Raw genomic sequence first — 22,780 nt, forward strand, 5'->3', positions numbered from 1 at the left:
GTGAATATATTAGAATTAGTGAAAAAAGACAACGGGATGTTGCCCGCAAAATATCGTGATATGACAACAGAGGAAATGAAAGAGAAAGTAAAGGCAATAAAAGAAAGAATGGGATCTGATCTATTTATACCGGGCCATCATTACCAGAAGGATGAAGTGATTGAATTTGCAGATGCTACGGGGGATTCTCTTCAGTTGGCTCAAGCCGCTGCCGAGACAACAGCGTCCAATATTGTCTTTTGTGGTGTTCACTTTATGGCGGAAACTGCGGATATCCTTACAAATCCAGATCAGGTAGTGGTGCTGCCGGATATGCGTGCAGGCTGTTCCATGGCTGACATGGCTGATATTCATCAGACCGAACGCGCATGGATAAAATTAGAACAAGTTTTTGGCGATACGATGCTGCCGCTCACCTATGTAAATTCGACGGCTGCTATCAAGGCATTTTGCGGAAAAAGAGGAGGGGCAACTGTCACCTCATCGAATGCGCACAAAATGGTAAAGTGGGCATTCACCCAAAAGGAAAGAATCTTATTCTTGCCAGATCAACACCTTGGGAGAAATACAGCCTATGATCTCGGCATTCCTTTGGATGAAATGGCAGTTTGGAATCCGATTACAGACGAATTAGAATACGAAGGGGACCCATCAAATGTAAAGGTCATTCTTTGGAAAGGCCATTGTTCCGTCCATGAAAAGTTCACACTCGACAATATTACCGATCTAAGAGCAGAGAAGCCTGACATGAAAATAATCGTCCATCCTGAATGCACGTGGGAAGTGGTGCAGAAAAGCGACCTTGCAGGCAGTACGAAATATATTATAGAAACAATCGAAAAAGCTCCTGCAGGAAGCAAATGGGCTATCGGGACCGAAATGAATCTGGTGAACCGAATCATTCAGCAGCATCCCGATAAGGAAATTGTGTCGCTCAACCCTAACATGTGCCCATGCCTCACCATGAACCGAATTGACCTCCCCCATCTATTATGGGCGTTAGAGTCGATAGAGAACGGAGAAGTCATCAATCGCATCACAGTAGAAAAAGAAATAGCCGACCACGCTATCTCCGCCTTGGACAAAATGCTAGAACATGCTTGATATGTTCAGGGCTTAGGCAGCGGGCTGTAGGAAGCAATATGTGAACTATGGAGTATCGTGACAGCTGTGAAAATGAGCTTTGGTATGAACTCGGTGGGTTTTGGCATGAACTTGGCGTGTTTTGGCACGAACTCGAGTCATTTTGGCTTCAACTCCCCTCCTTTTGGCATGAATTTTTAAAAGTCCCTGGTTAGTAGGGTCTTCTCAAGAAAAGCTACATTGAAAAAATAGTCAATTTAAAAAATGGGCGCCGCCTCGGAAAAATCCTTTTTTCCCTGCGGTGTCCATGTTTTTTATCATAAACTTTCTTTTTCACGCATATGTTGATGTGAAGAATAGTGGCAAAATGCCTACACAACTCATAGACTGTAGAGACTTTGCTAAGGAGGGAAAATCCTTGAAAATCCATATTGTCCAAAAAGGGGATACATTGTGGAAGATTGCCCAGAAATATAACGTGAATTTTGAAGAGCTAAAGAAATCGAATTCACAATTAAGCAATCCTGACATGATTATGCCTGGAATGAAAATAAAAGTGCCGATGGCAGGAGTACCTGTCAAGAAAGAAAGCCAAGTGATGGGTGTGACGAAAGAAGCACCAAAGCAAGTGATGGGAGTACAGGCACCGAAAGCGCAGCATCCATATAAGGAAATGCCGAAAAAGCCTGCAGTGAAAGAGCAACCGGTAAAAGAGGCGCCGAAAACACCATACACACCTAAGATGCCTCAGCTGAAACCTTACTTTCCTGAAGTGGAAGTAAATAATTACTTCCAGAAGCAACCAACCAATGTAAAAATGCCGAACGAGAAAATGCCAAACATGAAGATGCCTAATGAGAAGATGCCGAACATGAAAATGCCTAATCTCAAAATGCCAAACATGAAAATGCCGAACATAAATATGCCTAATGTTAACATGCCTGTGAACATACCAAAACCGAAAGAGGAAAGTCCTGAAAGTCCGGAGCAAGTAATGGGTGTCCAACAACCTGCTCCTCAGATGGAAGAGTGCTATCCAATTTCTCCGGTTTTACCTGGTAGCGGGTTATGTCCACCACCATGTCCGCCAAAACACCACCATCACCACCATGGTTGGGGACCAGGCTGGGGAGCTCCAGGAATGGGAATGCCAGGGATGATGCCTGGAATGCAAGGAATGGGAATGCCAGGGATGATGCCTGGAATGCAAGGAATGGGAATGCCAGGGATGATGCCTGGAATGCAAGGAATGGGAATGCCGGGGATGATGCCAGGGATGCAAGGAATGGATGGATCCCAAGTAATGGGAGTTCAACAAGGCGAAGAATCTCCTGACATGGATTATGGTCAAATGCAACAGCAAATGATGCAGCAAATGCAACAGTTGCAACAAATGGGCCAAATGCCGAACATGAGTCACGAAGATATGGAAAGCGCAGTAATGGGTGTTCAAGATCAGATGGCTCAAAACGGCATGCAAGGAATGGGAATGCCACAGATGATGCCTGGGATGCAAGGAATGGGAATGCCAGGGATGATGCCTGGAATGCAAGGAATGGGAATGCCACAAATGATGCCACAAGGAATGCCAATGGGTCCGATGGGTGGAATGGGTGGTTATCCGTGTTATCCAATGGGGCCGGTTGCTCCTGGTTCAGGTTTCGGACCGATGGGTAATGACCAACAACAGGTAGCAGGAGTAGGGACCAACGCTGGTGGCGACTGTGGCTGTGGAGCACCACAAGGTTATCGTAACGATGTGCCATACGGCTATGCTCCTTATGGCTACCCAATGGCACCTCCGGGATATTATAATCCACAAGGTTATGGGTATGGATACACGAATGAAGAGCGTGCTGAGGGATCAGATTTCGAAGGTCCAGAATATGATGATGAAAGCTAACCAACCCACTTTTAGGGACGATTTCAACCGAAATCGTCTTTTCTTCCGTTTAGCACATGAAACAAATATGAACATTCTATCCTACAACAAAATAAAAGATAATCTTTACAAAATCTTAACGGATGATGGGAGTTATATTATTAAGGGCTATTATGAATACGGAAACCTTGATTCCATCATCCATTTCAGCCGCCTTCTACATAAAAGCGGTTTTCATAACGGTCTTACGTATGAGCAGTTGGGCCAGGGAAGGTATGTGATGGACGAACAAGGGCGTTATTGGGTGCTCACACGCTTTCTTTCTGCTACAAGAAAGTTCACTTATTTGAAGAAGGAGGACAGGGTGGATGGGTTGATGGCTCTCCAGGATTTTCATCACCATTCCAAAAAGGTTTTACCTGATCTCCTACCAGGGCTACCTGTTGAAACAACGGTCCAAAAGTGGAAAACACGCCTTAATTTATTTGAGCAGAACGCACCTTTTTTATCAAAATGGTTTAACTCTGGAGTAATTAGTGAAATTCAATACTATAGTCATCTTGCGCTTGATGCCTTGCCTGCCAATTTTAAGGATACGGAAGCTGTAGTCCTGCACGGGGATGTCGCAAGTCATAATTTTATTCGAAGTACAGATAATAAAGTGTATTTAATCGATTATGACCTCCTTTCCATAGAGAATGCTGAATGGGACTATGTTCAGTACGCTAGCAGGATTCTCCCTTTCCTTAGATGGGATAGGAAACTGTTTGGATCGCATTCCTTTTTAGAGGAGCTTTTCAACAAGCACCCATGGTGTTGGACGGCGCTTTCTTTTCCGATGGACATCCTAAGGGAGGGAAATTCATTTTCCCAATCCATGGATGGTGAAGGGGTACCAAGCAGTTATGCGAATCTTTCCTTTTTTATCTCTACCTGGAATCATCGCAAACAGTTTTTGACGAATTTCAACAATCTGATACAATAATCAATAAAGCTAAATGGAGGGAAGAAAACGTAATGGAAGAAAAAATTGCCAAGTTAGTACAATGGATTCAAGAAAAAGTGAAGGAATCAGGATTGAATGGAGCAATTGTCGGTGTTAGTGGAGGAATTGATTCTGCAGTTGTCGCACATCTGATCAAAAGAGCATTCCCTGATGATTCCCTTGGTGTGATTATGCCGTGTAAAAGTGACCCTAAAGACCAAGAATATGCTCTTGAAGTAATCGAGAGCTGTGGAATATCCCATACGACCATCGATCTTTCTGAAACGCATACCGTCCTTTTTTCCGCCATGGAAAAACAATTGAAGGAAAAAGGGGAATGGAACGAGGAAACATCCCGCCTTGGAGATGCTAATACGCGTGCACGCCTTCGCATGACCACCCTTTATGCAGTAGCTAACAACTATGGTTATCTGGTAGTTGGAACGGATAATGCAGCTGAATGGCATACTGGTTATTTTACAAAATACGGAGATGGCGGAGTGGACTTAGTACCTCTTGTGAATTTCACCAAAGGCGAAGTTCGTGAAATGGCAAAAGTGCTTGGAGTACCGGATAGCATCATTAATAAACCACCAAGTGCCGGACTCTGGGAGGGTCAAACGGATGAAAACGAAATGGGAACAACTTACAACATGATTGACAGCTACCTTAAGGGGGAAGAAATCCCCGAAAAAGACAAGCAAATCATTGATAGAATGCATAAACGTACGGAACATAAACGTCAATTGGCATACGGTCCTCCAAAATTTTAAGAAGTTGGAGAGAACTAACAAAATAAAAACCCCCTGAACTTGTCACCCTAATGGAGAGTACATCTATTGTACTCAACTGACTCGTTAGGGGGTTTTTACATTGAGGAAGTCACTATTCACTGTTACCTCTGCGGCACTTTTACTTGGCGGTCTAGCGGGATGCGGCCAAAAGGAAAGTGCTACAGACAATAGGTATTATGAAGAAACCAGACCTATTGGGTACTACACAAGCGAACACAATCCTTATGTAAACAATGACCGTACACGTCGCGAACCGGAAGAAAGGGGCAATGCCCGCCTTCTGGAAGATAATGATGGTCCATTGAATGAAATTTTGGACCGTTCTGTTGTCTATGACGAAAACAGAGTAAGACGTAATAAGGACAAAGGAGTCAGACAAACAAGAAATAGAACGGACAACAGAGGGTTTATGAACATCGGGTATGATACCCCACGTTTCAGCCGTACAGATAGAAATTATCACGAAAGCTTGAATGGCATTGATCATGTCGGCAACCCATCTTATTATAATATCTACGATGGAAGATTAGCCGATCGTTTGGTTAAGCGTGCGGAGCAGGTAGACGGAGTGAGAAATGCCCGTGCCTTAGTCAATGGGGATGATGTTATCGTAGCAGTAATTCCAGAAAACAATGCAGATACAAGTGATTTAAAGCGTGAGGTACAACGTGCTGTGAAACCTCTTGTGGAAAACAAAGAGTTACGTATCTCTACAAAGGAAGGTGTCTATAACACTGTCCAAAGTGTGGATAATGACTTGAGAGACGGCGAGTGGCACTTGCGAGACTTGGATGATACCATGCGTGGGCTTACACGGACGATGACTAGATAAACCCTTTTGAGCAGCCTCTGTAAGACGGAGGCTGTTTTTATTTTAGAAAAATCATCCACAATGCATGGTTATTATTTCTAAATATGGTCAAACTAAAAAAGATAAGACTAGCAAATTACTTAGAAATTAAACTAAACAGAATGTGAGGGGGCAATGTAACAATGAAACCCATCATACTAAAAAAGTGGATTTTACTTGTAACAGTTTTTGCAACCGCGTTTGGATTGTTTTATACGTTTGCCACATTTGAAGGTGCTGCAGATGAGAATGAATATGTAGATGAAGAGGTGTTGGAGGATGCATTTGAAGTAAATGGTCCTGTGACACTTAAAGTCGTCTTGGAGCGAATCTATCTGGATGGAGAAGTAAGTGAAGAGATCCTGGATGAAACTGTTTGGGCAATGGAAGATTTCTGGGCTCAATATGAGGATTGGCAAGTCATTGATCTTGATAGTGAGCAAGTGGTGTTTCAACAGTATATTGACGATATCTCCCCGCTCTTGAAATCGAATGGCTATTTCGGTATTTCTGAGGAAGGCATTCTGACTATCTATGAAGGGAAGCCCACAGAAGCATCCAAGATCATTCAATCCTTCTTCCAAATTGATGTTGGCAAGCTGGAAAGCCACCAGCATGAACAATTAAAAGGCGGAATTAAAGTGGTAAACAAGGATGACTATGTACAGGTGCTCGAAACATTCAAGCCTTATACCACCAATAAACAATAGACAGACCGGCACTCTGCTGGTCTGTTTTTTAGCGTTGTACGCTTAACAATTATACTAAAATATGCTATCTTTTTCTTTTGAGCCGATTGTTTGTTCTATTCATGGTAAAATGGAGAATAGAAGTTGAACATAAAAGGGGAGTATTTGGACGTTGATTGATTTTATTAAAGGTTTTGTGGCCTATGTGTCACCGGAATATGTGGTGGTGGAAGTGATGGGAGTGGGTTATCAAGTTAATACCCCTAATCCTTTTATTTACCGAGTAGATGCGGATAAAGAAGTGACCATTTATACATATCAACATGTGAGAGAAGATATATTGGCCCTATACGGCTTTAAAACACGAGAAGATAAAAACTTGTTCATGAAACTCTTAAATGTCACAGGGATCGGGCCAAAAGGGGCGCTTGCTATTTTAGCTTCCGGACAGCCGGCACAAGTTGTTCATGCTATTGAAAACGAAGATGAAAAATTCTTGGTGAAATTTCCTGGTGTCGGAAAGAAAACAGCCAGACAGATCATTCTTGACTTGAAAGGCAAATTGAATGACCTTGTACCAAGTGCCTTTCCCGATTTGTTTCAGCCTGATGTGGAAGTCAGCGTTCCTGGAGGGACGAGCACTGCATTGGATGAAGCATTGGAAGCTTTAAAGGTACTAGGCTATGGTGATAGGGAAATCAAGAAAGTTGTACCTGCTTTGCAAAAGGAAGATCTATCAACCGATCAATATGTAAAAAAGGCTTTACAGCTGCTTCTCAAATAGACTTTAATAGTTAACCATGTTTTTGAATGAAGTACACCGGAGAAGACTCCAGCGGGGAGATTTCGACCATCTTGAGACCCCGGGCAAAACCTGAGGAGGCTCCGCGAGCATTCCGTTGAAAGCAAAGACGTGGAAATCAACAGCGGCGCTTTTTTAGAAACGTATATTATTATAAGGGACAATTTATCCTGTCCCGGAAAGGGGGAACCAAATGATGGATGACCGCATGGTATCACAAGATGCGACATTAGAAGAGCATTCCTTGGAATACAGCTTACGACCACAGACGCTTCAGCAATACATAGGCCAAGATAAAGTGAAAGAAAACCTGGAAGTATTTATCCAAGCGGCGAAAATGCGCCAGGAAACATTGGATCATGTTCTACTTTATGGCCCGCCAGGACTCGGTAAAACGACCCTTGCTGCGATCATCGCCAATGAAATGGGGGTGCAACTTCGCACGACTGCAGGTCCTGCGATTGAACGCCCAGGTGATCTGGCTGCTATCCTGTCTGCCCTTGAACCTGGAGATGTATTGTTTATTGATGAAATTCACCGCCTTCATCGCTCCATAGAGGAGGTCCTTTATCCAGCAATGGAGGATTATTGCTTGGATATAGTGATAGGAAAAGGCCCAACCTCAAAATCTGTCCGTCTGGATCTTCCTCCTTTCACACTTGTTGGTGCCACCACAAGGGTTGGATTACTGACGGCACCTCTAAGAGATCGCTTTGGCGTCCTTAGCAGATTAGAATATTATAACGAAGCACAGCTTACAGAGATTTGCCTACGGACCGCCCAGATTCTGGAGATAGGCTTAGAGCAGGATGCGGCAACAGAAATAAGCAGAAGAGCGAGGGGAACACCGCGAATCGCCAACCGTCTTCTACGTCGTGTCAGGGATTTTGCACAGGTATTAGGAAAAGATACCATTAGTGCCTCCCTTGCAAAAGAAGCGCTGGACCGTTTGCAGGTGGATAAACTTGGACTCGACCATATCGACCATAAATTGTTGATGGGAATCATGGAAAAGTTCCGAGGGGGACCTGTAGGGGTGGATACCATTGCCGCTACTATCGGAGAGGAATCCCACACCATTGAAGATGTTTATGAACCATACCTTCTGCAAATCGGATTTCTCCAACGAACCCCAAGAGGTCGCGTTGTAACAGACCTGGTGTATCGACATTTCAATATGGAGGTGCCAAAAGAATAATGGAACTGCCTAAAATGCTGATGGTGGTCGGAGCGGTACTTTTAATTGTAGGATTGCTCTGGCAAGTCGTCGGCAAGATACCGGGAGACATCGTTGTGAAAAAAGGGAATATGACATTCTTCTTCCCTATCGTGACCTCCATCATCATCAGTATCGTACTCAGTTTGATTTTTTATTTTATTGGCCGCTTTAGATAAGGATATACCTGTAGACTGGAGTGCAAGGTGTGAGACTCCTCAAAAATGCTAACGCATTTTCTTCGTGCGATGTAATGCTGTCGCAGCGTTCCTTGTCCTGCGGGGGATAACGGTAGGTTGAGCCCCCGCAGGCGAAGCCGAGGAGGCTCAAGCACCGTCCTCTGGATAAGCAAACACCTGGAACGCAAGGATACAGGAGTTAACGAGTTACTAAGAAAGCAAACAAGAAAAGGTGACAGTATGAAGATAGATTTATTTGATTTCCACTTACCAGAAGAACTGATAGCACAAACCCCACTTGAACAAAGAGAAGCCTCACGTCTGATGGTTCTGAACAAGGAAACAGGAAAACTTACACATGAACCCACTTTCCGTTCCATATTGGATTATGTCCATGAAGGCGATTGCCTTGTTTTAAATGATACTAGGGTTTTGCCTGCTAGACTTTTTGGTGTGAAAAGTGAGACAGGAGCAAAGATTGAAGTGCTCCTATTAAAGCGGCTTGAAGGCGACACATGGGAAACACTCATCAAGCCTGCCAAACGTGTAAAAGAAGGGACTATGGTGTCCTTCGGTGACGGAAGGCTGACTGCAGTATGCACCGGCGAAAGCGAGCATGGTGGCAGAAAGCTTGATTTCCGTTATGAAGGCATCTTTTACGAAGTATTAGACAGTCTAGGTGAAATGCCACTTCCTCCCTATATCAAGGAACAACTAGAGGACCGTGACCGTTATCAGACTGTTTTTGCAAGAGAAACAGGTTCCGCTGCAGCTCCGACTGCGGGTCTGCATTTTACAGAAGAACTACTAGCAGCATTGAAGGATAAAGGGGTACATACCGCTTTCATTACCCTTCACGTAGGACTTGGAACATTCCGCCCCGTTAGTGTGGATTCTGTAGAAGAGCATGATATGCATGCAGAGTTTTACCAGATGTCAGAAGGCACTGCAAGACTTCTGAATGATGTGCGCAGCAATGGGGGAAGAATCATCACGGTGGGGACCACCTCTACACGGACGCTTGAAACCATCGCAAGGGATCATGGTAAGTTTAAAGAGGCGAGCGGTTGGACAAACATATTCATATACCCAGGATATGAGTTTGCTGCCATTGACGGTATGATCACAAACTTCCATTTGCCAAAATCAACCTTGATCATGCTTGTCAGCGCACTTGCAGGTCGTGAAAATGTCATGCACGCCTACGAAGAAGCAGTCAACCAAAGATACCGCTTCTTCAGTTTCGGCGATGCCATGCTAATACTGTAATAGGCTGTTTATGAATAATATGACCTTCTGTAGATGGAAGTGCAGGGTGTGAGATTCCTGCGGGAGGAAGGGACAATCTTGAGACCCCGCAACGAAGTGGGGAGGCTTCCGGACCGCCTGCGGAAAGCGAATACCCGGAACGGAAATCTAAAGGAGTTACCAAGAACATGCTTTATAGAAATCCTAAGGAGAATACAATGACAGCAATCAGATACGAATTAATCAAAACATGTAAACAAACAGGTGCGCGCCTGGGCATCGTCCACACGCCACACGGAAGCTTTGAGACTCCCGTATTCATGCCGGTGGGAACACTTGCAACGGTAAAGACCATGTCCCCTGAAGACGTCAAAGCAATGGGTGCGGGAATCATCCTGAGCAACACCTACCACCTATGGCTGCGTCCAGGTAACGAGATTGTCAAAGAAGCAGGTGGACTTCATAAATTCATGAACTGGGATCGTGCCATCCTGACAGATTCAGGAGGTTTCCAGGTCTTCAGCCTGAGCGACCTTCGGAAAATCGAGGAAGAGGGTGTCCACTTCCGGAATCATATGAATGGGGATAAACTTTTCCTATCACCAGAAAAAGCGATGCATATCCAGAACGACCTTGGCTCGGACATCATGATGGCTTTTGACGAGTGCCCGCCATACCCAGCCACACATGAATACATGAAAAAGTCAGTGGAGAGAACCTCCCGCTGGGCAGAGCGTTGCTTAGAAGCACACCAACGTCCTCAAGACCAAGGCCTTTTCGGTATTGTTCAGGGTGGGGAGTATGAGGACCTACGTAAGTTAAGTGCACAGGATCTTGTCTCCATGGACTTCCCTGGCTATGCGGTAGGTGGTCTTTCTGTTGGAGAGCCAAAAGACGTGATGAACCGCACGCTGGAGTTTACGACACCTTGGCTGCCGACGGATAAACCACGTTACTTGATGGGAGTTGGGTCTCCTGATTCCCTTATTGATGGAGCAATTCGAGGAATTGATATGTTTGACTGCGTATTGCCGACTAGAATTGCCCGAAATGGGACATTAATGACTAGTGAAGGGCGCCTGGTAGTGAAAAATGCAAAATTTGCACGTGACTTTGGACCGTTGGATCCGGAGTGTGACTGCTATACTTGCACAAATTATTCCAGAGCTTACATCCGTCACCTAATCAAATGTGACGAAACTTTGGGAATTAGACTTACAACTTACCATAACCTTTATTTTCTGGTAAAATTAATGGAGGATGTCAGACAAGCGATCCGTGAAGATCGTCTGGGGGACTTCAAAGAAGAGTTTTTTGAGAAATATGGATTCAATAAACCGAATGCGAAAAACTTCTAAAATCTCTTCCCATACATGACTAGTGAGAAAGGAGGCGTTACAACATGGAAGGAATGGCTGGTGCTATTTTACCTTTAGTATTAATGTTTGCTATTTTCTACTTCTTGTTAATTCGCCCACAACAAAAGCGTCAAAAGCAAGTTCGTGAAATGCAGACTAACCTGCAAAAAGGGGACAAGATTGTCACAATCGGTGGATTACACGGTATCGTGGATGCATTGGATGAGGACAAAATCGTCATCAAAGCAGGAGACGGATCTCGTCTTACATACGATCGCCAAGCGGTTAGAGATGTAGTTCAAGACTAATGGAAAAGTAAGAGCATGAAACCCTTGGGACCATGCTCTTTTTTCATGCAGTAAATGAAGTTATGCTTTGGACACATATCCCCCGCTCAGGTTCACCCCGATAATTCCCCCAAGGGCGGCTGTCCCAATAAATCCAAGATGGAATAGTAATTGGTGCAGGGTAAATAAGGAGTCGTTTCCTAAATACTGAAAAAGGAAGATGACCAAGGTGTACGCCCCACCAGTTGCACCCCCAAGCAACCAACCCTTTTCCTTTCCCTTCCCCCCAGATACAAAGCCTCCGATGAAAAGTGTAATAAAAGATAATGTCACAATGATCCAGGCTACACTGGTTTCCTGCAGAGAGGTGAAACGTAAGAGCAATGAAAATAGAAGACTGATTCCTATCGCGAACATAAAAACGGTGATCAGACCATACATGATGGCCAATCCAAGTCGTTTTGATTCCATCTGGATTCTTCCCCTTTCTTGGTACATGCTAAGTAATACAAGCATATTCAGGAGTTGATACAAATAGAATATAAATATTTTTTCAAGCCAAACCTTTACTTTCTAATTTGGTAAACACTTCATGTCATAAAATTCAATTTCTGGTAAAAGACTAAATACAATCATGTTTATTTTTGGGAACTAAAGTAAGGGGGCGTTGGATGATGGAAGAGTACTTGCTGATTATAGCCAGGACCATATTTCTATATATTGTCATCCTTATTATCTTCCGTGTCATGGGAAAAAGGGAGATAGGTGAACTTAGTGTTTTGGATCTTGTCGTCTTCATCATGATTGCCGAAATGGCCGTGATGGCTATAGAAAACCCCAAGGATAAACTTAGTCATTCCGTGTTGCCAATGTTCTTACTGATGGGAATACAAATACTCTTAGCATATGTTTCCTTAAAAAATCAACGAATCAGGGATGTCATCGACGGGAAGCCCAGTGTGATCATCAACAATGGAAAAATCGACGAAAATATGATGAAAAAGCAACGCTACAACTTTGACGACCTGCTTGTACAGCTCAGAGATAAAAATGTGAAGAACGTGGCAGATGTGGAGTTTGCCATTCTTGAACCTTCCGGAAAGCTGTCTGTATTTGAGAAAAAGAAAAAAGAAGAGGAAGAAACGTCCACCGAAGGACAACAGGAGGAAGAAGGTACTTTAAACCTTCCACTCATAATGGATGGAATCATACAAGAGGAACATCTCAAGCAGATGAACAAAACCAACCTTTGGCTAAGGCAGCAATTAAGATCGCTTGGATATAAAGATTTTAAAAATATTTCTTTTTGTAGCTATGATAAAGGTGTGTTTTTCATTGACTTGAAGGATGAATAGCGGGGGGGAGGTGGAGGTCACTTAAAAGAGCGGAAGGTATCCGCTTTTTGAATTTGATACTCCTTTTGTAATCGGGCGGAAATTCAATTTTACGGGCGATTTTTCAAAAATACGGGCGGAAATCAGAGAAATCGGGCGATTATTAGTTTTTACGGGCGAAAATTCAACATTACGGGCGATAGCAGAGTGCAATCGGGCGAACGCTGAAAATGCCTAAAGTCTCCCAAATCAGACTCGCCCTTAAGTCCAAGGAGATACCCACCCTTATGGACCAGCTATAAAAAGGCTCTTTTCTCTAAGATTGTTGCTAATAATTAGTTACTGCGTACTTCCTCAAAATCTGCACGTAGCATATTCAGTAATGGAGAAAAGAGCACGAAAGCAAGAAAATAACGGTTACCACAAAAATACGTACATACCAAAAAGGTTTACAAAAATAGCCAATAAAAAAGAACCCTGCCCAAAAGCCGGATTCCTCAAATATCTCCTAATCACCTCGCCAGCCATTTCTTCAAAAATGGCAACCTGGCGAGCTCCTCTCTTTTAACTAGACCGAAAATCAACAATAACACCATATACAATAGGCAGGTCAATAAAATCATCAACCCGCTCCGTTGCCCAACTCCAAGAGTGAGCCAGAGGTGGTCGTGCATCCACAAACCAAATACCACACACACACCCATCGTAATAAAGCTCTTCACATAATCCCGTATATAAAGCGAGTAGGAAAGGACTTTCATGATGGTTGCCATATGCAATAAGGTAACGAGCATCATGCCGATGACGATTCCGAGCGCTGCCCCCATGATTCCAAATGTGGGTTTACTCGCCAGAATGAAGATGACCGCCGTTTTTACTGCTGCACCGATAAAACTGTTGATCATGGCTGCCTTTGCAAGATCGAGTGCCTGAAGGGTTGCCTGGAGAGGCCCCTGGAAGTAATAGAACAAAAAGAATGGTGCCATCACTTTAATATAGATGGCTGCTTTGCTGCTGCCATACATCAGTAGCATGATGGGCTCCGCATAAACAAAAAGGAGGACGACTGCAAGACCACCTGTTACAAAGGAAAGTCTCAGTGCTTGCTGTAGGCGATGCTCAATCAGGATGCTATTTTTTTTGGCAGCCGCTTCACTTATGGCAGGAACAAGGGCGGTGGATAAGGAATAAGTAATAAAGGATGGTAACATCATGAGCGGCAGGGCAAAGCCTACCAGTTCCCCGTATTGCTTGGTGGCCATGGCGGTTGCGACACCTGCGATCGCCAAGCTTTGTGCGACGACGATCGGCTCAAAAAACCAGGCAATGGAACCAATCATTCTGCTTCCGGTTGTAGGCAGCGCGATTCTCATCAAATCCCGGAAGGTTTCCTTTCCTTCCCCGACATAGTTAAAGAATTTTGCGCGCAAGCGGAACGCTTTTTTGTTTTTAAAAACGAATAACATGTACAGTAATGACATGAGCTCACCGACGACAGCTGATAGCATGGCACCTGCAGCAGCGTATTCGATGCCATATGGCAGTAACGCTTTTGTACAGGCTGCTACAAGTGATATTCTTACAACTTGCTCGATGACCTGTGAAATGGCCGATGGTTTCATGTTCTGTCTGCCTTGGAAGTACCCGCGCAAAACAGAGGAGATGGCAATGATTGGCACGACCGGTGCTATGGCCATTAAAGGATAATAGGTTCTTGGGTCTGTAAACAGGTGGTTGGACAGATACGGAGCGAGGAGAATCATGGCGGGAGTGAAGACAAGGCTGAGTGCTCCGGTTGTTGCCAGGGAAACGACCAGTATTTTTTTGATTTTGCGATGATTACCCTGTGCCTCAGCTTCTGCAACCAATTTAGAAATGGCAACAGGTAACCCAAGCTGTGTGATGGTGATGGTCAGGACAAGGGTTGGAACGGCCATCATATATAGTCCCACGCCTTCTTCCCCGATAAATCTTGCCACCACAATTCGATTCACAAAACCTAATACGCGCGTTATAAGTCCTGCAACAATCAATATTAATGTCCCTTTTAGAAATGTTTGCTTAGTCATGCGATTCCCTGCCTTCTCAATTACGGAGATTTCATATACAATTATCTATATGCAGTGGAGTAGGCCAAGCATGACAAGTATTATGAAGGTGCATGGAATAGCGAAAGATGGTTATCCGATTTAAATTTAGATCAGAGAGTGAATTGAATGGGGGTTCAATGAACAATGAAGAAGGAAACCGATGCACAGCATGCTTATGATCTTTTCCGGTACGAATTGGGGCCAGTTCTACAAAGTAAACTGGAGGAATTTCAGTTATTCGGATATGATACCGTATCAGAAGATGAACTGTGGGAGTGCTTGACAAAAAAGAAATGGAAGCGCCCAGAAACGAAAAGGCTGTTTGAGCTGGTCAATGATGTGTACAGTTTATCGATCACGGATTATATGAGCTACATCACGATTGAAGCATATAAGGCACCAAACTACTTTGCATCACAAAAAGATTAAATTTTCAGCAAAAATTGACAGGCATTAATGGATGAATCATAATGGTACATGATGGCATGATAACGGCTTTTATTGAACATTTTTACATAATTATACATACAGGAATGTGAAGCGTGTAAGTTAGCCAGGTGTCCATACTACAAATTCATTTCATCGATTGTAAGAGCAGAAGGAGGATTTTTTACGCATGGTCAAAAGAGGACGGATCGTTGCATTCTTTTTACTTCTTATTTTAATCGGAAGCACAATAGGAGTGTTTACGAACCCAATTACAAAAGACATTAAACTTGGCCTTGACCTTCAAGGCGGATTTGAAGTTCTTTATGAGGTTAAGCCAATCAATGAAAATAGTGAAATAAACAGGGATGTTCTACTAAGCACCGTCAGCGCGTTAAATAAACGTGTCAATGTGCTTGGAGTTAGCGAACCTAATATCCAGATTGAAGGCGAAGACAGGATCCGCGTTCAGCTTGCAGGGGTGGATGATCAATCAAAAGCCCGGGAACTGTTATCAACAGAAGCTAAACTGTCGTTCCGGGACGTTGATGACAATCTGTTGATGGATGGTTCTTCCTTGGCGGAAAACGGTGCTTCTCAATCGTTTGATCCCAATAACCGTCCAAGTGTGGCGCTCACATTGAAAGACGCTTCTGAATTTGCCGAAGTAACGCGTCAAGTCCGTGACATGGGTATTGGTACCGGTCGTAACCTGATGGTTATTTGGCTGGATTTTGAAGAAGGCGTGGATTCCTATGAAGCAGAAGCAGGGAAGGCTGATCCAAAATACCTTTCAGCTGCAGGTGTAGATCGCGTTTTCAATGATACGAATGTACAGATTACCGGTAACTTTACCATTGAAGAGGCAAAGGAGCTTGCCGAGTTGCTTAATGCCGGTTCCCTTCCTGTAGAATTGGAAGAGATCTACTCTACATCTGTAGGAGCAAAATTCGGGGAAACAGCGCTTCAGAAAACGGTTTTTGCTGGGATGATCGGTATTAGTGCCATCCTTCTGTTCATGCTTGTAGCATACCGTTTACCTGGTTTGGTAGCTGTGCTGACATTAAGTGCTTATATCTTCTTAATCCTATTAGTATTTGAGTTGATGAATGGTGTCCTTACCCTTCCGGGAATTGCTGCCCTGATTTTAGGGGTGGGGATGGCGGTAGATGCCAATATCATCACATATGAACGGATCAAAGAGGAATTAAAGCTTGGCAGGTCGGCGATGTCTGCGTTCCGTGCAGGAAACCGCAACTCGTTGTCTACCATTTTGGATGCGAACATTACAACGTTGCTTGCAGCAGGTGTCATGTTTGTCTATGGAACAAGTTCTGTTCAAGGATTTGCTACCATGTTGATTGTGAGTATCTTGTTGAGCTTCCTTACGGCGGTCCTTGGTACAAGATTATTGCTCGGCCTATGGGTAAGCAGTAGGTTTATGAATAATAAGCCTCATCTTTTTGGTGTGAAAAAAGAGGAAATGCTGGATATCAACAAGACAGATGAGAACACGGAGCCACCAAACCGTTTCTCTAATTGGGACTTTGTAAAGCATCGCAAAAAGTTCTTCCTGTTCTCAGGAGCAATGATTGTAGTCGGAATTATTCTTCTTGCAGCTTTCCGTTTGAACCTGGGTATTGATTTTGCAAGTGGGACGCGTGTGGAAATCATGAGTGACAGCCGTTTGACAGCTGAAGAAATTACAGAAGAGCTTGCCTCCATTGACTATGAGCCAAAGGATGTTGTCTTAGCTGGCACGAATAATGAAATAGCGGTTGCCCGTTATGTGGATGATTTCACGCAAACGGAAATTGCGGAAATCAAGCAATTTATTGAAGGAAAATATGGATCTGAACCAAGTGTCAGCACGGTATCTCCTACCGTAGGACAGGAGCTCGCCAGAAACGCATTCTTTGCGGTTTTAATCGCGGCTATCGGAATAATCATTTATGTGACGATCCGCTTTGAATGGCTCTTTGCATTAGCGGCCATTGTCGCACTGTTCCATGATGCTTTCTTTATCATTGCGTTTTTCAGCCTCGTTCGCTTGGAGGTTGATATTACCTTCATTGCCGCCGTCTTGACCATTGTCGGGTACTCGATAAATGATACGATCGTCACCTTTGACAGGATACGTGAAAATCTGAAGCGTAAAAAGCGTGTCAAAACCTTTGAAGACCTGGCTGAAGTGGTGAACAGAAGCTTACAGCAAACTTTTGTCCGTTCTATCAATACGGTCGGAACGGTCATGATTGCCGTTATCGCCTTGTTGATTTTCGGAAGTGAATCAATCACAAACTTCTCTGTCGCGTTGTTGGTGGGATTAGTCGTTGGTACGTACTCTTCCTTGTTCATCGCAGCACAGTTATGGTTGATTTGGAAACATAAGCAGTTAAGTAAACCTAAAAAGGCACCGGTGGAAGATCCGGAACCTGAGGTATAAATAGTACGTCGCAGAGCATATGGTTGCTTTGCGACGTTTTTTTATTTTTTTCGGGGATTCTGCTTCCGTTCGGGTACAATAGAAGAAGAGATTAGAAAGAGGTGTGCGGTATGGACCATAATGAACGTTTTAAAAAAGCTGAATTTGCCGCATTGATAGGTGTGGTGGGAAACATCATTTTGGCTATATTGAAAGGGTGGGTCGGGGTGGTGGCCAACAGTCGCGCGCTTGTTGCGGACGCTGTGCATTCCGCTTCCGATGTTGCAGGGTCAATGGCTGTATACATAGGGCTCAAAGCGGCAAAACAACCTCCTGATGAGGATCATCCATATGGTCATGGGAAGGCTGAAAATATTGCCGCAATCATCGTTGCGGTGCTTTTGCTCATTGTAGGGTTTGAAATTGGAAAATCTTCGTTCCAGGCCTTCTTTGAACCGATTGAAGCGCCCAAAGCGCTAGCGATCTATGCCGTCGTCATTTCCATCATTGTCAAAGAGGCGATGTTTCGATATAAGTATAATTTGGGAAAAAGAATTAAGAGTGATGCGATAATCGTCAATGCGTATGAGCATCGTTCAGATGTATTTTCTTCCATCGCGGCTTTAATAGGGATCGCCGGAGCGGTACTTGGCGGTTATATTGGAGTAGACTGGCTTGTCTATCTTGACCCGGTCGCGGGAATCGTCGTTGCGCTCCTGATTATCAAAATTTCTTGGCAGCTGGGTTCTGAATCCATTCATAACACGATGGATCATGTCATGCATGAAGAGGATACAGAGGAGTTCCGTGATGTTGTCGTAACGGTACCTGGTGTAATGAAGCTTGACAGCCTGCACGCAAGGGAGCATGGCCACTATGTCATCATCGATTTGAAAATATCTGTGGACCCTTATATTACAGTGGAAGATGGCCATCTGATAGGCAAACAGGTAAAGGCCAAGCTGATGGAAAACAAAGAGGTGCAGGATGTTTTCGTGCACATCAATCCATACTCTGAATAGTAAGAAGTAGAGGGGGGATGAATATGAAAACTCAATGGTATTTATTGGCAGGGGTGTTGTTCACCATTGTGGTGGCCATTTTCGCCGTGCTGAATGTAGCTCCCGTTGAAGTGAATTTCCTTTTTGGTACCGCCGAATGGCCATTGGTACTCGTGATTTTATTTTCCACGCTGATGGGAATCGTGATTGCAGGATCCATTGGGATCTACCAGGTGATCATGGTGAAGCGGAGGCTGCAGCAAAAGGAAACGGAGGCAACGGTAGCAACTCCTGTAGCTTCTAAGCTGGACGCAGACAAAGAAAATACGGTAGAAACGGTTGGTAAGAGACGCAGGTCGCGATAATGGGGCCTGTGTTTTTTTTGTGCGGTTGCAGACCAAAGCGGTGAGTGCATTTGGGATATTTGGCATAGGGAACCTAGGTTGGATACTACTGGTGAATCGCATCAATATTTAAAAAAAATACCTATTTATGCTGAGAAAATATGGTTCGGACATTTATTTTCCATCTTCGGACAGTTGGATGTGATCGTTCGGACAGAGAAGGTAGTGGGTTCGGACATTTGAATTTTTGAGGACAACTTTTTAAAAACTTCAGATAAGAATGCGAAATCTTCGGTCAACTTTCAAGAAACTTCGGACAAGTTCAGCAAATCTTCGGACACTGTTAATAATTGCATCTACGGTCCCCCCCATCCCCTCCTCTAGCATTAGTGACACAGAAATAAGTGAAATTATCATCGATGTAGGTTCCTTTGGTTTACCTGGGGTTATTGAAGCTACTTTCACTCTCTTGTATAATTAGTTAGGCTAAGGGAGGAATTAGTTTGTTAGCTTCTAAATCTAGATGGAATGTAAATGAGTCAAATAGTGAACATGTTGAACAGTTAGCAGCTTCATTGGATATTGCCCCTCTTATTGCTTCTCTTTTGATAAACAGAGGATTTGACACAATTGATACAGCAAGAGAATTTTTATATACAAATGAACAAGAATTCCATGATCCTTTTTTAATGGAGGATATGGAAAAGCTTGTGGAGCGAGTAAATCAGGCGATCGCAAAGGAAGAGAAGATCCTTGTGTTCGGCGACTATGATGCAGATGGAGTCAGTAGCACCACCGTTATGGTGACTGCCCTCCGTGAAGTTGGGGCACTTGTTGGTTTTTATATCCCGAACCGCTTTACAGAAGGCTATGGGCCAAATGAAAAGGCCTTTAAACAAGCAAAAGAAAACGGATATTCTGTTATCATTACTGTCGACACAGGTATCTCTGCCCTTCATGAAGCAGAAGTGGCAAAAGAACTAGGCATCGACTTGATCATCACTGATCACCACGAGCCTGGCCCGGAATTGCCAAGTGCTTATGCGATTATTCATCCTAAGAAAGAGACCTGTTCCTATCCATTTGATGACCTGGCTGGTGTTGGTGTTGCCTATAAAGTTGCACATGCTTTGCTTGGGAAAAACCCAGAACACCTCCTGGATGTGGCTGCAATTGGAACCATTGCAGACTTGGTCCCATTAGTGGGGGAGAACAGACTGCTCGCGTCTAAAGGAATTAAAAAGATGCAACAGACCACCAGAGTCGGACTGAAGGCACTACTTCAAAAGTGCGGCGTCGAGTTGCATACGGTAACGGAAGAGACGGTAGGATTTTCCATCGGGCCGAGAATCAATGCGGTAGGGCGACTGGATAATGCAGATCCAGCTGTACATTTGCTGATGACGGACGATGCAGAAGAAGCCAAAATGCTTGCAGAAGAAATGGAAAGCTACAACAAAGAAAGGCAGCAAATAGTGACCGGTATTACGGAAGAAGCAATTCGACAGGTGGAAGAAAAATACCCACCCCACGAAAACAGCTTCATCATCGTAGAAGGCCATGATTGGAATGCCGGAGTTATCGGAATTGTGGCATCACGCCTTGTCGACCGATTCTATAGGCCGACCATCGTACTGAGCCTTGACGAGGAAAAAGGACTGGCAAAGGGATCGGCACGTTCGATTGTAGGCTTTGATCTTTTTGAGAACCTTTCAGAGTGTAGGGATATCCTTCCACACTTTGGCGGTCACCCGATGGCAGCCGGTATGACGTTGAAAATGGAAGATGTGCAAGAGCTAAGACAAAGAATGAATAAAAAGGCATCTGAAATTTTATCCGAAGAGGATTATATTCCAATTTCTGAAGTGGACATGGAGTGCAGAGTGGACGAGGTAACATTGGAAACGATTGAGCAGCTAGAGATGCTTGCTCCATTTGGTGTGTCCAACCCCAAACCAAAAGTGCTTGTCAAAGGTGTGCTTCCACAGCAGATCCGTCAGATTGGAAATAAAAGCAATCACTTGAAGCTTGTCATTGAACAGGAAGGAAGCGCCCTTGATTGTGTGGGATTCGGGTTCGGGGAAATTTACCATCACGTCTCACCGGGAGCATCGCTTGATGTGCTCGGGGAGCTTTCCATCAATGAATGGAATAATTTCCGCAAGCCGCAACTTTTTCTGAAAGATATCAGAGTGACAGATTGGCAGCTATTTGATATCCGTTCTATTAAACAGCTTAACCAGACATTAGCAGGTATAGATAAAGAGAAACTTCACATCCTATATTTCAATGAAAGAACGTTGGATGACGTGATGCTCCAAGCGGAACTGCGTCCGTTTGCCACCCATATAAATGGGGATGCCACACCGGATATAACAGGGAAATTCGTAGTCATTTTAGATATCCCGGCTGAGGAAGCATGGCTTTCCAGTCTGTTGGAGAAAGCCGCACCAGAGAGAATCTATGCCTCATTCTATCAAAAAGAGAATCATTTTTTCTCTACCATCCCAACAAGGGAGCACTTCAAATGGTTCTATGCCCTATTATCCAAAAAAGGGTCGTTTGATTTAAACAAGCATGCTGAAGATATCGCCAAACACCGTGGATGGTCAAAAGAAACGGTAGATTTTATATCGCAGGTGTTTTTTGACTTAGAATTTGTTACAATAGACAAGGGTTTTATCGCATTAAACCATGCAGCGAAAAAACGAGACTTTGAAGAGTCTCCCACTTATCGTAAAAAGCAACAGCAAGTGATGCTTGAAAACTTGTTTTTATATTCATCATATAAACAATTAAAAGCGTGGTTTGATCAGCATCTAACCAAGCAATGCACTGTTCATTCATAGGAGGAAAATAGAAGATGGATTTAAAGAAATTCGTAACAATCGTTCCTGATTGGCCAAAACCTGGAATTCAGTTCAAGGATATTACAACGTTGATGGATAATGGAGACGCATACCGTTATGCAACAGACCAAATCGTTGAATATGCTCGTGATAAAGAAGTAGATTTAATTGTTGGACCGGAAGCGCGTGGATTTATCATCGGTTGTCCGGTTGCGTATTCTCTTGGAGTTGGTTTTGCGCCGGTTCGTAAAGAAGGAAAACTTCCACGTGAAGTAGCACGTGTGGAATACGGATTGGAGTACGGAAAAGATGTACTGACCATCCATAAGGATGCAATCAAGCCAGGACAACGTGTATTGATCACAGACGACCTTCTTGCGACAGGCGGAACGATTGAAGCGACAATCAAGCTTGTAGAAGAGCTTGGAGGAGTGGTTGCAGGAATTGCCTTCCTCATTGAGTTATCCTACCTGGATGGCCGTGACAAGCTGGACGGATTTGATATCCTGACATTGATGAAGTACTAAGGTAGTAATGAAAAGAACTAGAGCAACGTGATTGCTCTAGTTCTTTTGTATATAGTCTCTTTTCTTAAAGATTGTTGCTTTTCTCTAGTGAAAAGTCGAAAAAGCAACCCAGTTTACGTATACAGTCTTTATATATGATGTAAATTACCCAGTACTGTTTTTAGGTAGAATCAATATGATGTTATAATAGGTAAAAAGGCTTCTATTTTTAGAAAAGTATTTTTTTTACACTAATTCCTGAAAAATCTGTCGACAAATCTTTATTTTTCCCTCATAATCTCTTTACATCTACGTAAAATTTCACGATAATAATAACAATATACTTTTTCGTTCTATCCAAGTAAAGAACGAAAGAATCTTGACCATAATGATAAAATTAACAAGACTACCATAGCGCGTGCGCTTTTTAAT

Annotated in this window: 21 protein-coding genes; 19 read left to right on the forward strand and 2 right to left on the reverse strand. The window is 43.6% G+C overall.

What is annotated here, in order from left to right:
• The 12 genes from nadA (at position 1) to yajC (ending at position 11,394) form a co-directional block, all read left to right on the forward strand.
• A complete protein-coding gene (gene nadA / locus EKQ44_RS11285) occupies positions 1 to 1,104 on the forward strand; it encodes a quinolinate synthase NadA (protein ID WP_237663668.1) in 1,104 nt (367 codons plus the stop codon).
• A 397-nt stretch (positions 1,105 to 1,501) separates the two neighbouring features.
• The gene (gene safA / locus EKQ44_RS11290; RefSeq protein WP_237663669.1) at positions 1,502 to 2,986 is read left to right on the forward strand and encodes a SafA/ExsA family spore coat assembly protein; all 1,485 of its coding nucleotides are present in this window, start codon (positions 1,502 to 1,504) and stop codon (positions 2,984 to 2,986) included.
• The gene (locus EKQ44_RS11295) at positions 2,970 to 3,950 is read left to right on the forward strand and encodes an aminoglycoside phosphotransferase family protein (RefSeq protein WP_237663670.1); all 981 of its coding nucleotides are present in this window, start codon (positions 2,970 to 2,972) and stop codon (positions 3,948 to 3,950) included. Before safA ends, EKQ44_RS11295 begins: the two co-directional genes overlap by 17 nt.
• Before the next feature lie 32 nt (positions 3,951 to 3,982).
• Positions 3,983 to 4,723 (forward strand): NAD(+) synthase, encoded by a 741-nt coding sequence (gene nadE, locus EKQ44_RS11300; RefSeq protein WP_237663671.1) that lies wholly within the window; start codon positions 3,983 to 3,985, stop codon positions 4,721 to 4,723.
• Positions 4,724 to 4,823: 100 nt separating this feature from the next.
• A complete protein-coding gene (locus tag EKQ44_RS11305) occupies positions 4,824 to 5,576 on the forward strand; it encodes a YhcN/YlaJ family sporulation lipoprotein (RefSeq protein ID WP_237663672.1) in 753 nt (250 codons plus the stop codon).
• A 161-nt stretch (positions 5,577 to 5,737) separates the two neighbouring features.
• Positions 5,738 to 6,304 (forward strand): intercompartmental signaling factor BofC, encoded by a 567-nt coding sequence (locus EKQ44_RS11310; protein ID WP_237663673.1) that lies wholly within the window; start codon positions 5,738 to 5,740, stop codon positions 6,302 to 6,304.
• 151 nt (positions 6,305 to 6,455) lie between these two features.
• Positions 6,456 to 7,067: a Holliday junction branch migration protein RuvA gene (gene ruvA, locus EKQ44_RS11315; protein WP_237663674.1), complete on the forward strand. Its 612-nt coding sequence runs from the start codon at positions 6,456 to 6,458 to the stop codon at positions 7,065 to 7,067.
• A 214-nt stretch (positions 7,068 to 7,281) separates the two neighbouring features.
• Complete coding sequence (gene ruvB / locus EKQ44_RS11320) at positions 7,282 to 8,283, forward strand: Holliday junction branch migration DNA helicase RuvB (RefSeq protein ID WP_237663836.1); 1,002 nt, start codon at positions 7,282 to 7,284, stop codon at positions 8,281 to 8,283.
• Positions 8,280 to 8,480, forward strand: coding sequence for a DUF2905 domain-containing protein (locus EKQ44_RS11325; protein ID WP_237663837.1), 201 nt, complete (start codon positions 8,280 to 8,282; stop codon positions 8,478 to 8,480). Before ruvB ends, EKQ44_RS11325 begins: the two co-directional genes overlap by 4 nt.
• A 240-nt stretch (positions 8,481 to 8,720) precedes the next feature.
• On the forward strand, positions 8,721 to 9,749 hold the full coding sequence (gene queA / locus EKQ44_RS11330; protein ID WP_237663675.1) for a tRNA preQ1(34) S-adenosylmethionine ribosyltransferase-isomerase QueA: 1,029 nt from the start codon (positions 8,721 to 8,723) through the stop codon (positions 9,747 to 9,749).
• Positions 9,750 to 9,946: 197 nt separating this feature from the next.
• Positions 9,947 to 11,086 carry a tRNA guanosine(34) transglycosylase Tgt gene (tgt, locus tag EKQ44_RS11335; protein WP_010195974.1) on the forward strand — a complete coding sequence of 380 codons (1,140 nt, stop codon included), beginning with the start codon at positions 9,947 to 9,949 and terminating at the stop codon, positions 11,084 to 11,086.
• A 44-nt stretch (positions 11,087 to 11,130) separates the two neighbouring features.
• Positions 11,131 to 11,394: a preprotein translocase subunit YajC gene (gene yajC / locus EKQ44_RS11340; RefSeq protein ID WP_237663676.1), complete on the forward strand. Its 264-nt coding sequence runs from the start codon at positions 11,131 to 11,133 to the stop codon at positions 11,392 to 11,394.
• 60 nt (positions 11,395 to 11,454) lie between these two features.
• Here yajC and EKQ44_RS11345 read toward each other — a convergent pair whose 3' ends face one another.
• Positions 11,455 to 11,844, reverse strand: a complete 390-nt coding sequence (locus EKQ44_RS11345; protein ID WP_237663677.1) for a TIGR04086 family membrane protein — start codon at positions 11,842 to 11,844, stop codon at positions 11,455 to 11,457.
• A gap of 203 nt (positions 11,845 to 12,047) precedes the next feature.
• Here EKQ44_RS11345 and EKQ44_RS11350 point away from each other — a divergent pair, with 203 nt between their 5' ends.
• A complete protein-coding gene (locus EKQ44_RS11350; protein ID WP_237663838.1) occupies positions 12,048 to 12,728 on the forward strand; it encodes a DUF421 domain-containing protein in 681 nt (226 codons plus the stop codon).
• Positions 12,729 to 13,219: 491 nt separating this feature from the next.
• Here EKQ44_RS11350 and spoVB read toward each other — a convergent pair whose 3' ends face one another.
• Positions 13,220 to 14,776: a stage V sporulation protein B gene (gene spoVB / locus EKQ44_RS11355; protein ID WP_237663678.1), complete on the reverse strand. Its 1,557-nt coding sequence runs from the start codon at positions 14,774 to 14,776 to the stop codon at positions 13,220 to 13,222.
• Between the two features lie 165 nt (positions 14,777 to 14,941).
• On the opposite strand from spoVB, the gene EKQ44_RS11360 reads away from it, so the two are divergent.
• The 6 genes from EKQ44_RS11360 (at position 14,942) to EKQ44_RS11385 (ending at position 22,369) form a co-directional block, all read left to right on the forward strand.
• Positions 14,942 to 15,226, forward strand: a complete 285-nt coding sequence (locus EKQ44_RS11360) for a post-transcriptional regulator (protein ID WP_237663679.1) — start codon at positions 14,942 to 14,944, stop codon at positions 15,224 to 15,226.
• A 187-nt stretch (positions 15,227 to 15,413) separates the two neighbouring features.
• The gene (gene secDF, locus EKQ44_RS11365; RefSeq protein WP_237663680.1) at positions 15,414 to 17,669 is read left to right on the forward strand and encodes a protein translocase subunit SecDF; all 2,256 of its coding nucleotides are present in this window, start codon (positions 15,414 to 15,416) and stop codon (positions 17,667 to 17,669) included.
• 110 nt (positions 17,670 to 17,779) lie between these two features.
• Positions 17,780 to 18,670, forward strand: coding sequence for a cation diffusion facilitator family transporter (locus EKQ44_RS11370; protein ID WP_237663681.1), 891 nt, complete (start codon positions 17,780 to 17,782; stop codon positions 18,668 to 18,670).
• Between the two features lie 23 nt (positions 18,671 to 18,693).
• Positions 18,694 to 19,014 (forward strand): LapA family protein, encoded by a 321-nt coding sequence (locus tag EKQ44_RS11375; protein ID WP_237663682.1) that lies wholly within the window; start codon positions 18,694 to 18,696, stop codon positions 19,012 to 19,014.
• Between the two features lie 482 nt (positions 19,015 to 19,496).
• On the forward strand, positions 19,497 to 21,842 hold the full coding sequence (recJ, locus tag EKQ44_RS11380) for a single-stranded-DNA-specific exonuclease RecJ (RefSeq protein WP_237663683.1): 2,346 nt from the start codon (positions 19,497 to 19,499) through the stop codon (positions 21,840 to 21,842).
• Between the two features lie 14 nt (positions 21,843 to 21,856).
• Entirely contained in the window at positions 21,857 to 22,369 is a 513-nt protein-coding gene (locus EKQ44_RS11385) for an adenine phosphoribosyltransferase (protein ID WP_060665151.1), read from the forward strand.
• Positions 22,370 to 22,780: the final 411 nt, after the last annotated feature.

Origin of the sequence: Sutcliffiella horikoshii (assembly GCF_021991925.1) — a bacterium.
Classification (GTDB): Bacteria; Bacillota; Bacilli; order Bacillales; family Bacillaceae_I; genus Sutcliffiella_A; species Sutcliffiella_A horikoshii_F.